At 43.0% G+C, this 14823-nt stretch carries 11 protein-coding genes and 1 other RNA gene; 6 read left to right on the top strand and 6 right to left on the bottom strand.

Going from position 1 to position 14823, the window contains the following annotated elements:
* Nucleotides 1-270 precede the first annotated feature (270 nt).
* Complete coding sequence (locus HL061_RS01865; RefSeq protein WP_071001629.1) at nucleotides 271-2241, top strand: mechanosensitive ion channel family protein; 1971 nt, start codon at nucleotides 271-273, stop codon at nucleotides 2239-2241.
* 40 nt (nucleotides 2242-2281) lie between these two features.
* On the opposite strand, the gene HL061_RS01860 is transcribed toward HL061_RS01865, so the two are convergent.
* From HL061_RS01860 to HL061_RS01840, 5 genes are all read right to left on the bottom strand, one after another.
* Nucleotides 2282-2914, bottom strand: a complete 633-nt coding sequence (locus HL061_RS01860; protein WP_071001628.1) for a DNA-3-methyladenine glycosylase — start codon at nucleotides 2912-2914, stop codon at nucleotides 2282-2284.
* Between the two features lie 171 nt (nucleotides 2915-3085).
* Nucleotides 3086-3817 (bottom strand): Smr/MutS family protein, encoded by a 732-nt coding sequence (locus HL061_RS01855; protein WP_071001627.1) that lies wholly within the window; start codon nucleotides 3815-3817, stop codon nucleotides 3086-3088.
* Between the two features lie 107 nt (nucleotides 3818-3924).
* Nucleotides 3925-4800: an indole-3-glycerol phosphate synthase TrpC gene (gene trpC / locus HL061_RS01850; protein ID WP_071001626.1), complete on the bottom strand. Its 876-nt coding sequence runs from the start codon at nucleotides 4798-4800 to the stop codon at nucleotides 3925-3927.
* Nucleotides 4801-4872: 72 nt separating this feature from the next.
* Nucleotides 4873-5994, bottom strand: a complete 1122-nt coding sequence (gene trpD / locus HL061_RS01845; RefSeq protein ID WP_071001625.1) for an anthranilate phosphoribosyltransferase — start codon at nucleotides 5992-5994, stop codon at nucleotides 4873-4875.
* A 100-nt stretch (nucleotides 5995-6094) separates the two neighbouring features.
* The gene (locus tag HL061_RS01840) at nucleotides 6095-6718 is read right to left on the bottom strand and encodes an aminodeoxychorismate/anthranilate synthase component II (RefSeq protein WP_071001624.1); all 624 of its coding nucleotides are present in this window, start codon (nucleotides 6716-6718) and stop codon (nucleotides 6095-6097) included.
* Nucleotides 6719-7528: 810 nt separating this feature from the next.
* Between HL061_RS01840 and glnA the strand changes: the two genes are divergently transcribed.
* Nucleotides 7529-8938 (top strand): type I glutamate--ammonia ligase, encoded by a 1410-nt coding sequence (glnA, locus tag HL061_RS01835; protein ID WP_071001623.1) that lies wholly within the window; start codon nucleotides 7529-7531, stop codon nucleotides 8936-8938.
* A 222-nt stretch (nucleotides 8939-9160) separates the two neighbouring features.
* Nucleotides 9161-9853 carry a DUF4124 domain-containing protein gene (locus HL061_RS01830; RefSeq protein ID WP_071001622.1) on the top strand — a complete coding sequence of 231 codons (693 nt, stop codon included), beginning with the start codon at nucleotides 9161-9163 and terminating at the stop codon, nucleotides 9851-9853.
* A gap of 106 nt (nucleotides 9854-9959) precedes the next feature.
* On the opposite strand, the gene HL061_RS01825 is transcribed toward HL061_RS01830, so the two are convergent.
* Nucleotides 9960-10676 carry an SIMPL domain-containing protein gene (locus HL061_RS01825; RefSeq protein ID WP_071001621.1) on the bottom strand — a complete coding sequence of 239 codons (717 nt, stop codon included), beginning with the start codon at nucleotides 10674-10676 and terminating at the stop codon, nucleotides 9960-9962.
* A 252-nt stretch (nucleotides 10677-10928) separates the two neighbouring features.
* Between HL061_RS01825 and ffs the strand changes: the two genes are divergently transcribed.
* The 3 genes from ffs to HL061_RS01810 all read left to right on the top strand — a co-directional run bounded on the left by ffs (nucleotide 10929) and on the right by HL061_RS01810 (nucleotide 14813).
* Nucleotides 10929-11025: signal recognition particle sRNA small type (ffs, locus tag HL061_RS01820), an RNA gene on the top strand.
* 209 nt (nucleotides 11026-11234) lie between these two features.
* Nucleotides 11235-11831 carry a LemA family protein gene (locus HL061_RS01815; protein WP_071001620.1) on the top strand — a complete coding sequence of 199 codons (597 nt, stop codon included), beginning with the start codon at nucleotides 11235-11237 and terminating at the stop codon, nucleotides 11829-11831.
* A gap of 39 nt (nucleotides 11832-11870) precedes the next feature.
* Nucleotides 11871-14813 carry a M48 family metalloprotease gene (locus HL061_RS01810; protein WP_252962445.1) on the top strand — a complete coding sequence of 981 codons (2943 nt, stop codon included), beginning with the start codon at nucleotides 11871-11873 and terminating at the stop codon, nucleotides 14811-14813.
* Nucleotides 14814-14823 lie beyond the last annotated feature (10 nt).

The following is a 14823-nucleotide window of genomic DNA, read 5'->3' as shown; positions in this document are numbered from 1 at the left end:
TTTATAAACCACTTTAACCTAATGTTTCTTCACGGTAGGATGAATATAATTCATGATGAGATGCTGATTATTAATTAGAGAGCTACTTTTTTATTAACGCCTATTATTTTAGTAAGCGGAATGGATTGCACAGAGCGCTAAAAACAACTGACTCACACAGTTAGCGACAAAAACCTATAATCAAAAGCACTGCTGTTATAAATAATTGTTATCATAGTGCCGATATTATGTGTTCTTCATTGTGCCACTCATAAAGTTAAGAGGTTTGTTTTGTCTACTCAGCATAATCTGACTCCCAGTACCGCGTCCTCTCTCCTAAATTCCATCATCAAAATATCCTCTATAGTCATAGCGCTGGTGCTGGCTGCCGTGTTGAGTATGGTGGTGCCGCATACTGCTTTTGCTGTGGATGCGGGCGCGCTTGGCGTGAATGGTGATAGTAGTGAGGAGACGGTAGCTACACCTTTACCTGATTCATTTGGGCGAGATACACCGCGTCATACTGTACAGGGTTTTATCAGTGCGCTGAGCGAAAACGACTACTTGCTGGCAAGTAACTATCTAAATTTATCCAAGTCCGATAACCCAACGACTGTCGTACGTCAGTTTAAACAAGCGCTTGATGCGGGTGGGCGATTCCAACCTGATTTGCAAATCAGTAATACCCCTGAGGGCAATCTCACCGATCAACTACCACCAAGTCAAGAAAATGTCGGTGTGATTAACATCGGTGAAAAAAGTGTGTCGTTGTTACTAGAAAGAGTGGTCTCCAAGGAGAACGAGCAGTATTGGCAGTTCTCGAGTGAGACGCTGAGTTCTATACCGGAAGTGATAGAAAACTCAGAGCCGACCTTGGTATCGCGCTACACGGTGGATTCATTAGATGGCAAAAAGCTCTTTGGTTATCAGCTGGCTGATTTGGTTGCTGCGCTATCCATGATTGTGAGTAGCTTTGTCCTCACTTATATCGCAGTATGGCTGTTATACCATCTATTGAGGATTGTTTATCCTCGTGTGCGCGGCGTGCCTTTGCCATTACCTGACAAAGTGATACTGCCGCTTTCTGTGGTCATTATGGCGCTGATCTTATCTGAAGTGATGGTCTATGCAGGTGTGTCCGTCACGCTGCGCGAACCAGTCAATCGCTTTACTGATATTGCTTCTTGGCTTGCGCTAACTTGGCTGCTATTACGAGTTATTGATGCCATATTTACTCGAGCGGTCAACCTAAGCTATAAGAAAAACTATACTGAGCGTGTCTCAATCTTGGGACTGCTCCGAAAAGTCGTCAAAGCGCTACTCTTAATATTTGCGGTCATTGTCATTTTTGGTAATTTGGGTTTTGACTTAACCACAGGTATTGCTGCACTGGGTGTGGGTGGTTTGGCATTGGCACTTGGTGCACAAAAGACCATTGAAAACCTTGTTGGTAGTGTCGTAGTCGTCGCGGATTCACCAGTACGTATCGGTGATTATTGCAAATTTGGCACTTATGAAGGTACTGTTATTGACATCGGTATTCGCTCATCACGTGTGCGCACATTGACACGGACCGTTGTCACGGTGCCAAACGGTGATTTTTCATCGATGCAGATTGAAAACTTTACCTCGCGTGATATGTTCCGCTTCTTTCATCAGTTGTATCTGAAGCGTACTGCGGATATCGATGTGGTCTTCAAGATGGTCAAAGACTTAGATGAGTTTTTAAAAGAGCATGAGATGACCAACCAAGAGTGGAATCAAGTTAATATTTTAGAGCTACGCCAAGACTGCTACGTCATTCAGCTACAGGCATATATCAATGCCAATGATGTGATGGAGTTTTATGATAAGCAAAACGTGGTGTTCGTTGATGTATTAAACCAAGTCGCAAAATATGATGTCGAACATGCATTGCCAACCCAGCAGCTGATTGTCAATCAAGCGGAGCTTGAACATCATATGGAAAACAATATTGTTAAAACAGAGGATGACGCCTCAGAAGACCATAGCGATACGAATAGCAATGAAACAAATGTCAGTTTAGAAGACAATGATGATAATAATTCTGATGATGTGACTATCAACAAAGACACCGACAATGCTAACGATGATATGGCAAATAACCAAAAGTCATCTATGGCAACTGTCAGTAGAAAGGGTGCGCTCAAAGCGCTCAAACACAAAAGTCGTATGCTAAGAAAAAGCAAATTTAAGCATACTAAAAACAAATTTAGCTTGTCTATATGGAATCAGCCTTAGAAGTGATTTTTCCATATAGGCAATTATTCTACACGGTCAGCTATAAAGGTACTGCGGTTTTATTGCGTAATAAGCCGTAGTATGACCAGAGCAGTAAGCTGGCAGCGCTGCGATACGGTGACCAGTGCTGAGTGAGGTTGTTAAGCTGCTTGGGTGTTGGTCGTTCTGCTAAGCCTAATAACTCCATCGCCGCAACCTTGATGGCCAAGTCGTCAACAGCAAGCACATCTGCGCGTTTTAAAGAAAAGAGCAGGTACATCTCAGCGGTCCAGCGTCCGATACCAGTGACCGCCGTAAGCGTTTTGATGGCGTCTTCATTAGGCATATTTTCTAAAGCTGCAAAATCGATATTATGATCCACTAAGGAGCGGATATAGCGAGTTTTTTGCTTAGACAATCCCTGAGCTTTTAAAGCCTCGTCAGTTGCTTCACCGATTTTATACGGCGTTGTCAACGCAGCATCAACCAACCGCTTCCAGATACTTGCCGCCGCCGCAACAGACAACTGCTGACCGACCATTGCTCTCATTAATTGCTCAAACCCACCTGCATTGTGCCTAAGATCAGGTAGACCAACTTGCTCGTAGATAGCCGCGAATTTTGGCTCAATTGCAATCAATGCGCTGATGTTTTCGGATAGCTCTTGGGGTGTCTCAATGGTTTGTATGCTCATATTGATGTCACTTTGGTAGTTAAATAGTGAGTGGATAATTCAATAGTAAAGGCTGATAGGTGAATATCAAAGGAATAATCGTTAAGGATTGACAGGTGGATAATCGATAAAAAAAGGACTGCAAGTAAGCAGTCCTTTTTTATTTAATAGAGTTATCATAAGCGATGACTTCTATTCGCCATCTGTTTTAGGCTTTTTGAGCAGTACCAATACCGCGCCATTGCCACCGTCTTTTGGCGGTGCAGAGCAAAATGCCAATACTTCTGGCAATTGACGTAACCAACCATTGACACAGGTTTTTAGAATTGCTTCGCTACCTTTACCGTGGACGATTTTTACCATGGTTTCATTTTTTTGCTTCGCTTGACTCAGTAGCTGAGTCATGGCGTCACGTGCTTCTTCTATCGTACAGCCATGGATGTCTACCGCATCGTACCAACGCAGCTTGCCTTTTTTGAGCTGGTCAAAGATTTTGTTTTGCAAGGTTGGCTGCTTATATGACAGGTAAGCTTCAGCGGCGACAGGGTTCAGTAGGGCTTGCATGTCTGACAAGCCTGCGCCTAAATCGCTGGCTTCACTGCCTTGAGCGGCCGCACGTTTTGATAGTGTTGCGGCATCAGGTTTGCCTACTCTTGCCGTGCTAGTAGGTGAGCGTACGTTTTTGTCTTCTAGCTGAATGACACCATGCATAGCTTGCATGAACAGTACTTTGTCATCGTCAACATGTTCACTGTCTAGCTGCTTGACGGTCTTTTTCACTTGCTTTTGCGTTGGCAAAGTAACAGGCTCAGTGGGCTTTTGGTTTTCACCTTCAGGTGAGTTGGTATCACGGCCTTTACTCAATTGGCCTTTTAATTCTTTAAGTTGGTCTTGCATTTCTTTTGAAAACAGAGAGTTTGACATAAAAGTTAACGTATCGTTGGTTGATGAATGAAAAGTTGAGTCATTTATAGGGTAAATATTTTATTCAAGCTATCTGATTCTATTGAGGCTTGAACTATTGAGTTACTTTACTCGTCTACTGCGACGCCCGCAAGTAAGGATTGTAACGCTTGTCCCGGATGATCGGTTTTCATAAATTGTTCACCGATTAAAAAGTGCTGAATATCATGACTTAGCATAAGCCGAATATCATCCCTGCTATGAATGCCGCTCTCGGTCACGATCAGTGGTTTTTGATCGGCATTATCAGCATCAGCAGAGAGTGCTTCGATTAAGATATTTTTCAAATCGAGCGTGGTTTGTAGGTCCACATCAAACGTGTTTAAATCACGATTGTTAATACCGTAAATATTGTGCGCTGAGCGTGGTAGCTGTAGCGCCCGATCAAGCTCAGACTGTGTATGCACTTCTATCAACACATCCATACCAAGCTCAATACTGAGCGCGTGCAACTCTTGTACTTGTGTGTCATCTAGGCAGGCCATGATGAGTAAGATGCAGTCAGCACCCATTAAGTAAGATTGATATATCTGATAGACATCAATCATAAAATCTTTGCGAAGTATTGGTAAGCTTGAGACATTTGCCGCTTGAATAAGGTACGTATCATCGCCCTGAAAATAATCGCGATCAGTCAACACTGATAGACAGCTGGCACCCGCTTGCTCGTACTGCTGCGCAAATAGAGCAGGGGTAAAATTATGATTGATAACGCCTTTAGATGGCGAGGCTTTTTTGATTTCAGCAATAATGCCAACACCATTATTTTCAGGGCTAGCAGCACGTAGGGCAGCAGCAAAACCTCGGCGCGGTTTGTTAGCAGCTGCGACTTGCGCTTTTAAGTCTGCAAGGGATAGCGCCGCGCGAGCTGCTTTTACTTCTTCTACTTTGGTTGCGACAATGCGCTGTAGTACCGAAGGTATGTCTGAATGAGTTGTGGTCATGCTGTTATCCGAATATTGTTAAAGGTAAATAGGTAGTGATATATAGTTTTGCACTGTATTGGTGCGTATAAATCAACCCTCAATCACTAGCTGCTGCGTGTATTTGGCCAAAGACTCAAGCTTGAGTAAAGCATCACCATTTTGGATAATTTTTTGAGCTCGGCTAACGCCATTAGGATAGTTGCTGGCAAGTCCGGCGGTATATATTGCCGCACCTGCGTTCAAAGCAATCATATCGCGGGCTTTAAGTACAGCACGGTCATGGGTATCAGCACCAGATAGAGCAGCGCGGATCAGTGCAAGGCTTTGTTCAGGAGAGTCGACATCGAGACCAATCAGGGTTTGCGATTCGATACCTGCATCTTCTGGCATCATCTCATAAACGGATATTTCACCATCTTTTAGTTCAGCAACTGTGGTCGAGGTTGCTAGACTGATTTCATCCAAACCATCTTTTGCGCCGACGACCATGACATGCCGTGCGCCTAGGTTTTTCATGACTTTGGCAATTGGCTCACACAGCTGCGCGGTAAAGACACCAATAACTAAATTGGGCGTACCAGCAGGGTTGGTTAATGGGCCTAAAATATTAAAGATGGTACGCGCTTTTAGCTCACGACGTACAGGATTGGCATAACGCATGGCGCTGTGATGGTTGGGCGCAAACAAAAATCCAACCCCTTCATTCTCGATACAATCTTTTGCTTGTTCTGGAGTCAGCGCAAGACTGATGCCTGCTTGCTCAAGCAAATCTGAGCTACCAGATCTGGTTGAGACACCACGATTACCATGCTTGGCAACTTGTGCGCCAGCCGCCGCGACAACGAATGCCGATGCAGTCGATACGTTAAATAAGTTGGCACCATCACCGCCAGTACCAACGATGTCGACCAAATAGTCGCAGTTTTTTGGCTCAATATTGGCAGCCAGCGCACGCATCGCACTGGCTGATGCGGTGATCTCATCGATAGATTCACCTTTCATACGTAGACCTGTCAAGATAGCGCCCATCATCGCGTCGCTACATCTACCTTGCATGATGATCAGCATCACTTGATACATCTCATCAAAGGTCAAATCGATGTGCTGAAAGATTCTACTCAAAGCCGTCGTCAATAATTGATGTATTTGGGCATCAGACAGTTTTGCAATATCCTCTGGCGTGTGAGCTTCTTCTGTTTTTGTCGTACTCATGATGATCTCGCTTATGATTGTTTTTTATGTGAATCTATTTTTTATGTGAATCTATCTATGATTTGAGATAGAGTAATGAAAGCAGGTTCTTAAGTCAAAACTAGCCTACCTGTGGTAGCGCATCTGATGCTAGTTTTGCCAAGCCATAAGTGTGTAAAAAGTTATTAAGTAGTTGATAACCTGCTTCGCTCAAAATGGACTCAGGGTGAAACTGGACGCCTTCTATGGCAAGTGACTTGTGGCGAATACCCATGATCTCTTCAATACTACCATCAACGTTCTGCGTCCATGCGGTCAGCTCAAAGCAATCTGGCAGGGTATGCCTATCAATGACAAGTGAATGATAGCGTGTGACTTGCGATGGGTTTGGTAGTCCGGCAAATACGCCTTGGTCATTATGATAGACGGCTGATAACCGTCCGTGCATAACTTCGCCCGCTTTGACGACTTGTCCACCAAACGCCTGCCCAATCGCTTGATGACCCAAACAAATACCAAGTATCGGAATAATGCCTTTGAATGTCTCGATAACTTCGAGCGAAACACCCGCACGATCAGGGTCGCATGGACCTGGGCCAATAACAATCACGTCCGGTGCTAACGTTCGAATCTGCTCGATAGTAACTTGATCATTACGCCAAACGGTGATGTCCTGCTGCAATTCACCAAAATATTGTACGATATTGTACGTAAAGCTGTCGTAATTATCGATCATCAAAATCATGAAGGTTTCAACTTATCAGTTTTATTCTGTTTGTAATATGGGATATACGCCTACCGTTGTTCAAGGCTTTAGTTACCAAACAAAAGCAGCTATGATAACGACAGAGGGCATTATGGCGCGCGGTTATCTTACCACTATTTTGTCCTCTATCAAATGCAGAGCATGGGCTAGCTAAATAAGCATTACATAAAAATAGTTTTCTCTCATCATAATGATTTCACGAGCAGAGAAAAATCAGCAAATCGATATTTTATTATTGCACCGTAAAAGAACAATATAATAATTATAAGATTTTCTTAGCACCAATATAGTGCAAAATTATCACAACTAGTGCGTCGAATAACCTCTCAACATAAAGGTTGTTAGCAAAAATATATTTTTATATAAAAATTATTTGGCGTAAGTCACTGTAATTATTGTAAAATATTGTTTTAAGTGAGGTAAATAGTAATTTATTTGAGATATTGGCATAGCCTTTGCATTGAAGTTGGTATGATTATTGATGACCATAAAAACGGGTCTAAAAATAATTATTCATAAGTGCCAGAAGAGTTCAGCATGACGAGTTATATATTGCTAGAATGATATGAGAATTGACTTAAGATGTTTGTAGACCATTGAGATGACTATTGGGCTAATTAAGAAAGCGTCTTAGGTGAGTGTCTTGACTAATCCGACAAATAGTGCTGATAATAAGCATAATATCGAATGCGCTGTTTGGTATTGGAAGGACATCTGGAATTCTTGCACAAGAAATGGCACCAACAATTTTAAATTGCAATAACGTGACCAACACAACGGAGATTATGTATGTCGAACAAATTATTAGATCTTATTCAATCCTCTAATGCTAAATGGGTTGACTTTCGCTTCACTGATACGCGCGGTAAAGAGCAGCACATCAGTTTCCCAGCATCGACTGTCGATGAAGATGTCATGGAAGATGGCAAAATGTTTGACGGCTCATCTATCGCTGGTTGGAAGGGTATCGAAGCGTCTGATATGATCTTGCGTCCTGATCCAGAAACGGCGTTCGTTGATCCGTTCTTTGATGCGGTTACTGTGGTCGTGACTTGCGATATTATCGAGCCATCAACACTACAAGGCTATGATCGTGACCCACGCTCTATCGCACGCCGCGCTGAAGAGTACTTGAAGTCGACTGGTATCGGTGACACGGCTTACTTCGGTCCTGAGCCTGAGTTCTTTGTATTTGACGATGTAAAATGGTCAGTTGACATGTCTGGCGTCAGCCACAAGATCACGGCTGAAGAAGCGGCTTGGTCAACTAATGAGACTTATGAGTGGGGCAACATGGCTCACCGTCCACGCGTCAAAGGCGGTTACTTCCCAGTACCACCAATCGATAGCTCACACGATATGCGTTCTGTCATGTGTGAACGCATCGAAGAAATCGTTGGTGAAGGCCGCGTAGAAGTTCATCATCACGAAGTGGCTTCTTGCCAGTCTGAGATTGGTGTTGCATTCAACACGATGGTACGTAAAGCGGATGAAGTTCAGCAATTGAAATATGTTGTCCATAACGTGGCGCACCAGTTTGGTAAAACAGCGACCTTTATGCCAAAACCAATCGTTGGTGACAACGGTTCAGGTATGCACGTGCATATGTCAATCTCAAAGGACGGCGTAAACACGTTCTCTGGTGATGAGTATGCTGGTTTGTCTGAGACCGCATTGTACTTCATCGGTGGTATCATCAAGCATGCTCGTGCGCTGAATGCGATTACCAACCCATCAACGAACAGCTATAAGCGTCTTGTACCGCATTATGAAGCACCTATCAAGCTTGCTTATTCAGCGTCTAACCGCTCGGCGTCTATTCGTGTGCCACATGTGAGCAGCCCGAAAGCGGTACGTATCGAAGCGCGCTTCCCTGATCCAACGGCGAACCCATACTTGGCATTTGCTGCGCTATTGATGGCAGGCCTTGACGGTATCCAGAACAAGATGCACCCAGGTGAAGCGGCTGACAAGAACTTATATGACTTGCCACCAGAAGAAGAAGCGCAAATCCCAACGGTTGCAGAGAGTCTAGATGTTGCGCTACAAGCACTAAAAGATGACCATGACTTCTTGTTAAAAGGCGATGTGTTCACTAAAGACATGCTAGAAGCGTTTATTGCATTGAAAGAAGAAGAAGTACAACGCCTAAACGTGACTGTACACCCTGTCGAGTTTGACATGTACTACAGCTGCTAATAACGAATTAGTCCGTTAAGTTAATTCGATAAAAAAGAACCAGTCAAGTGAATTTTGGCTGGTTTTTTTGTACCTGTTGGAAAAGATAGTGGTATAAATGGATGATATTTTTTTAAATACCATTGATTTCACATCAAATCCTACTGATTTTGCACCAAAAGTGTCGCATAATAGTTCTTATAAAAGTATATTAATAGTAAATACTAATTAGGTTGACTGACTATGAGTTTGTTATCAAAGCGAGATTTGTTACGAGGTAATATACAGTTAGGAGCATTGGCTATCATGGCTAGTCTTTGTGCGCCTCTCAGCAACGCAGCACCCATCTATAAAGTGATTGATGAGCAAACAGGGCAAATCACCTTTACCGATCGTCCGCAGTCTTATGAGGAGCAGGCAGGAAAACAAGTCAGCCAGACCAGCGTTAATACCGGCGAAAGTAGCGCCCCCAAAGGAATGCCAAGTGAGGTCAGAGGCAATACTGATCTTCCAGCTGCCGCTGCCACCAAACCTGCGGTGAATATCAACTATCAGTTGAGTATGATTGAGCCGAGTACAGAGCGTGCCTATCAGCGCCCTGCACAGAGTATCGTCATCGCGCTTGACGTAAAGCCTGCATTACAAAATGGCGATCAAGTGAGTATATATTTGGATGATAAAGAAATTGCTCAAGGTCTGAGTGCCTCTGTTGCGACAGTTGATCTGCAGCCAGGCCCACATAGTATTCGCGCTGTCGTAAAAACAGTATCAGGACAAACCCGTCAGCAAGTCAATCGTACGGTACATGTCATTCAAAACACCTTGATTCTACAAAAGAAAAAGAAGCTTGCCGAGCAGCTGCTTGCTTACGAGCGCTTGCCATGGCACCAAAAGGTCTTGTTAAAAATGCGCGGTAATGACGCTGTATCTCAATAGCAAAGTCATTAGTAATATATAAATAAAAAGGGCAGACGTGATCATCGCGTCTGCCCTTTTTATGTATTGCTTCTACTGAGCTTTAAATAAGCCTGTTGTCATTTACTTATTTGGTCAGCTCAATGGTACCATTGGCAGTCACTGAGATAGTGCTATTACCAGACTCAAAGCTTTGGCTTGGTACCGACTCGTCTGCCATGCCTGATTTCATGCTCATAGCGCTATACATTGGGCGTGGATAGTTGCTACCGGTATTCAAATTAACATTCACGACGCGATAGCCGCGTGCATTCCAAGCGCGCGTCAGGTTTTTGGCCTGCTGCTGGAAGGCGCGAGACGCTTCTGTCATTAGTTTTTGCTCTAATGCATCTTTTTTGGTGTCTGAAACCCCAAAATTAAGATTATCCATGACTAAGGTTTCTTGTAAATCCGCAATCAGCTGACTGATTGCTGCAAAGTCTGTACTTTTCAAGTCTATGTTTGCTTGACCTGTCCAACCAATGATTTTGTCGTTTTTGTCATAGCGTGGATAGGTACGCTGCTGCCCAGTGCTCACAGTCACGCTTGGGTAGCGTTTGGCAATTTTCATGGCATTATTGATTGACGTATTAAGCATCGTGGCTAAAGTTTTGGCATCCGTTGTCTGAGCCTTTTTATATAAGCTGGCACGTACTTCATCGTTTTGGATTTCTTCTTTTACTTCTGTCTGAAACGTCAGTTGGTCATAGCCTGTTGGCTCTGCATGGGCGCTACCTATCATGGCTGTCATTAAACAAGCAGTACCAGAAGCGATGGCCAGTTTATTCAATAGAGCATTTTTCATGGTTATCTCCTAAATCAATGTTAAGGGTATTCATATGAATACTTTCAAAAGGTATTTACAAAGGAAGTTGTACCTCTTATTTTTAAGTGTTGACATGTGTGCAACTTCATTCACTAAAATAACAAAATCTGTATAAGTTGCTGTGAGAATTTTGTGAGCTAGGTTACTGGGTTATTTTTCGATTAAAACAAACAGTTTTGAGATAGGGGTTGTAAAATTAAAAAATCCTTGTATAATCTCATCCGGTGGCTCCATTGGTAGCCTCGCAACATTGTTCTATGAATCCCGCCAGGACCGGAAGGTAGCAACGGTAATAGATTTGATGTGTGCCGAGGATGTGCTGATGGAGTCGCTTTTTTTTGCCTAAAATTTGATAGATATTCTAATAAAGTACCTAATATACCGGTATTCTGTATTAAGCCCTTCATTGTAAAGGGCTTTTTTTTGTCTAAAATTTCATTCGATTTCTTATTTAAATTAAAAGCGTCATTGATTAATATGCGTTAAAATACAATGTATTAAGTTTTAATAACATTCTAGACACTTTGAGGTTTGGTTATGAAGATGTTTGTTTGGCTGTTCATTATATTTGTGGTGCTAATCGTTATGTTTGGGGTGTCCATATTTAATAAATTGGTGCGTGCACGTAACCAAGCAAAGAACGGCTTTGCGCAGATAGATGTGCAGCTCAAACGTCGCCATGATTTGATTCCAAATCTAGTCGAAACAGCTAAGCGTTACCTGACTCATGAGGAAGAGACACTGACACGAGTTATTAGCGCACGTAATCATGCTCAAAACCTACAAGACTCGCATAAGCATCAGCCAGACTCAAAAGAGCACATGGCACTATTTGCCAAAGCAGAAGGCATGTTGTCCAAAGCGTTGAGTCAGTTTTCGGCAGTGGTAGAAGCCTATCCTGAGCTTAAAGCGGACAGTATGATCAAAGAGTTGATGGATGAGCTGACCAATACCGAAAACAGAATCGGTTTTGCTCGTCAGCACTATAACGATAGTGTGATGTTTTATAATAATGATCGTGAAGTGTTCCCTAACAATCTTGTCAGTACAACCTTTGGTTTTCGTCCGCTTAGCCCCTTGGTATTTGCAGACAGAGATGTCATTGCTAAAGCACCGAATGTTAATCTGGGCTAAGATTTAGATAAATTTGGCCAAGGTTAGGCAGCCCAGTTAATGGATTTTTTTGGTGAACAGCGGATACGTACACGGCGCAGTCTATTACTGTATGGGCTGTTTTTCCTTATTGTGCTCGCCCATATCGTGGTGGCACTGGCTATCATGGGACTGCTGTTAACGATATTCACGGGTGGTATATATCATTGGGTATTGATGCTAGTCATTCTCTTTATAGTAGGCAGTTTCGTTGGTGGGAGTTTTTTAGAATATCGGCGCTTGCGAGCGGGGGGACGCGCTATTGCCCAGCGAGTAGGGGCGGTCAGACTGTTTATTGATAACAGTCAGGAACCATGGGAGCACAGTCATGGGGTCGCGCATCAATATGAAATCAAAGAAAAAGTTCACTATCGCTCACATCATATAGCAGTACGAAGCGAGCGTGATTTCCCACCAGTCTATCGTCGTTATTATGAGATTGCCTATCAGTTAGCGATTGCATCAGGTTTGTCTGCGCCTCTCTTATACGTACTACCCAATGAGCAAGGAATCAATGGCTTTGTCGCTGGTCGCCATCGTCAAGATATGGTGCTTATCGTGACCCAAGGCGCGCTAGATAAATTGTCTGATGAAGCATTATATGGGCTGATTGGTCATGAGTATGGTCATATCTTGCATGGGGATGCCACGTTCAATCTACAGCTGATGGTGGTACTGGCTGGTTTACAGATACTATATGATTGGAGCGATCCCATTCCTAATACTCGCTATGCTGATAATCACAATGTATCGCATAAGCTACTATCACAGAGACACGTTGATGGACGCGCGCGCAATACCGAAGCTCAGACTACTCACTTTACGACCCACAGCGAGTGGGTAGCGTACTGGCAACAGCAGTCTCACCAGCATCAGTCTAGATGGGTACAAAATACACCAGCGATGCCTCACAGAGCACCCCGTAGTGTCTGGACACTACTGCTCCATGGTTTGAGCTTCTCAAGTATGGCCAGTGCTCAGTTGATTAAGCATAGCTTTAATCGTGAGCGTGAGTTACTTGCTGATGCAACCAGCGTACAATTAACGCGCTCGCCTGCGATCCTAGAAACCTTAAAAGCCATTCATCAGGACCCGATTGGGTCACGATTATCGAGTGTTGCTGATATCAACGGACTCAGCCATTTTTTCTTTGCCAGTAGTGGCACGGACTTGGGGGATGTGTCTTGGTTTGCCACTCATCCAAGCTTGACGGAGCGTATGAGTGCTATTAATGCTGATGCCTATCGTAAGTTTGCCGTACAAGTCGTTAAAGAAAAGCGGATCAATCAGCAGAAGATAAAAGAAATATATCGGCAGCGCCATCTAGGTGATTGGGGAGCTGTAATAAAAAATAGCCTAAGCAAAAATTCACAGAAAAAGTCTCAAAAGTCTCAAAAGTCTCAAAAGTCTCAAAAGTCTCAAAAGTCTCAAAAGTCTCAAAAGTCTCAAAAGTCTCAATTGCCGCATCGATCATTGTTCGATATTGATGCAGAAGAAAACCATAAGCAGAACGCTATTTTTGATAACACTGCAAGTAACAGTGAAAGCCAGACAGATAAAGGTCTCGAGTTCACTAAAGAGGTAGATACAATTATCAATGGTCGCTTGCAGGTAGAAATAGCACCTATAGATACCGATAATTTGCTGAAGCCTTGGCAGGCCAAACCTGACGCTGACCTACCAGAAGATACATTAATTGAAGCGAGCGATATTCAAAAGGTGTCACTCCCGCAATATGTACTCGATCATATTTATCATCCACTTGGTGCACAAGCGCTAATAGAAGCGGTCATGCTTTGCCATCAGCATCAACCATTATCAACAAATGCATTATATGGTTTGGCAGATATTTGGGGTGAGGGCTTTTCTATTGAAAGTGACTCTACTAGTCATAAGCAAGTATTACCCCATAGGATAGATGCTAAGCTACTGGCCATAGTGGCCAATTTGGATAGACGTTTGGACAGTGCTTTGATTGTATTCGCATTAGCCCAGTTACGTCGTCATGACTTATCTGAAATACATATCAAAAAATTAAAGCTTAGAAGTGACAGCGAACACAGTCACGAAAGCGATCAGTACTATAAAAAACAAGCAAAATGCCGTACGATGTTGTTGCGTTACCAACAAGGTATGGTTGAGTTATTTCACCAACAGCTGACATCTGACTTAACTAAAAGCTTAGCTTGTGATTCTGTAGATCAAAAAATATCGAGTGATCGCTCTTACTCGGCAGCGAATTCATTTAATCATTCATTAGCTGTAGAGAGGCAAAAATCATCCATACTGTCATTATGGCAAGCGTTACAATTACAGCAGTTACTACCGATATTGTCTGAGGTTTTACACGATACGGATACGCAAGCTCTATCATCACAGACACTCAAAACTGGTATAGAAGGCGTAAGGGTACAGCTAGATCCTTCAGGGCAAGTATTTGAAGCACTGAGCGATGCTCAGATATCGATGGTGGTTTTACTGGCGTATCGGCTATCAAAAGACGCTAAAGGCCAGATGATCTCAATATATGAGCGCTCATTATTGAGTGAAGGTGATGAGAGTGTGGCGCATTACATTGTAGATTTAAGACGTCATGCGCGTTTGGTTGATATTGATTTGACGACAGTGAGCGATGTCAACTTGCAATGGTTGTTATTAACGGCACAACACTTAAATAGTATTCAATTATTAGCGATTATTGCTGCGGTTCCTATTTCTACTATTCATTCTATCAAGCGGCCCATAAATACTTTGGGTAGTACTAATTATCCAGAGAGACAACAGGATGGTAGTCAAATAGATTATAATGACGATAGCACGATAAGACCTGCTCATCATGAGTATCGACAATGGCTAAGTACATTGCATACCGTGATGTTACACGATACGATAATCAGCCAAGATGAATATGATTGCCTGATCGCAATGTCAGAGCGTTGGCTAGGCGTACGGCAGCTTTTTTGATAAGAACTAC

The organism is Psychrobacter sp. PSP (assembly GCF_024085615.1).
GTDB classification, from domain to species: Bacteria; Pseudomonadota; Gammaproteobacteria; order Pseudomonadales; family Moraxellaceae; genus Psychrobacter; species Psychrobacter pacificensis.
The sequence above is the reverse complement of the archived record's forward strand: the minus strand, read 5'-3'. Positions and strand labels throughout refer to the sequence as shown.

Coding starts and splice junctions, on each gene's coding strand:
- HL061_RS01810 (WP_252962445.1), top strand. CDS start 11,871: ATGGATTTTTTTGGTGAACAGCGGATACGTACACGGCGCAGTCTATTA.
- glnA (WP_071001623.1), top strand. CDS start 7,529: ATGTCGAACAAATTATTAGATCTTATTCAATCCTCTAATGCTAAATGG.
- HL061_RS01840 (WP_071001624.1), bottom strand. CDS start 6,718: ATGATTTTGATGATCGATAATTACGACAGCTTTACGTACAATATCGTA.
- HL061_RS01815 (WP_071001620.1), top strand. CDS start 11,235: ATGAAGATGTTTGTTTGGCTGTTCATTATATTTGTGGTGCTAATCGTT.
- HL061_RS01860 (WP_071001628.1), bottom strand. CDS start 2,914: ATGAGCATACAAACCATTGAGACACCCCAAGAGCTATCCGAAAACATC.
- HL061_RS01830 (WP_071001622.1), top strand. CDS start 9,161: ATGAGTTTGTTATCAAAGCGAGATTTGTTACGAGGTAATATACAGTTA.
- HL061_RS01855 (WP_071001627.1), bottom strand. CDS start 3,817: ATGTCAAACTCTCTGTTTTCAAAAGAAATGCAAGACCAACTTAAAGAA.
- trpC (WP_071001626.1), bottom strand. CDS start 4,800: ATGACCACAACTCATTCAGACATACCTTCGGTACTACAGCGCATTGTC.
- HL061_RS01825 (WP_071001621.1), bottom strand. CDS start 10,676: ATGAAAAATGCTCTATTGAATAAACTGGCCATCGCTTCTGGTACTGCT.
- trpD (WP_071001625.1), bottom strand. CDS start 5,994: ATGAGTACGACAAAAACAGAAGAAGCTCACACGCCAGAGGATATTGCA.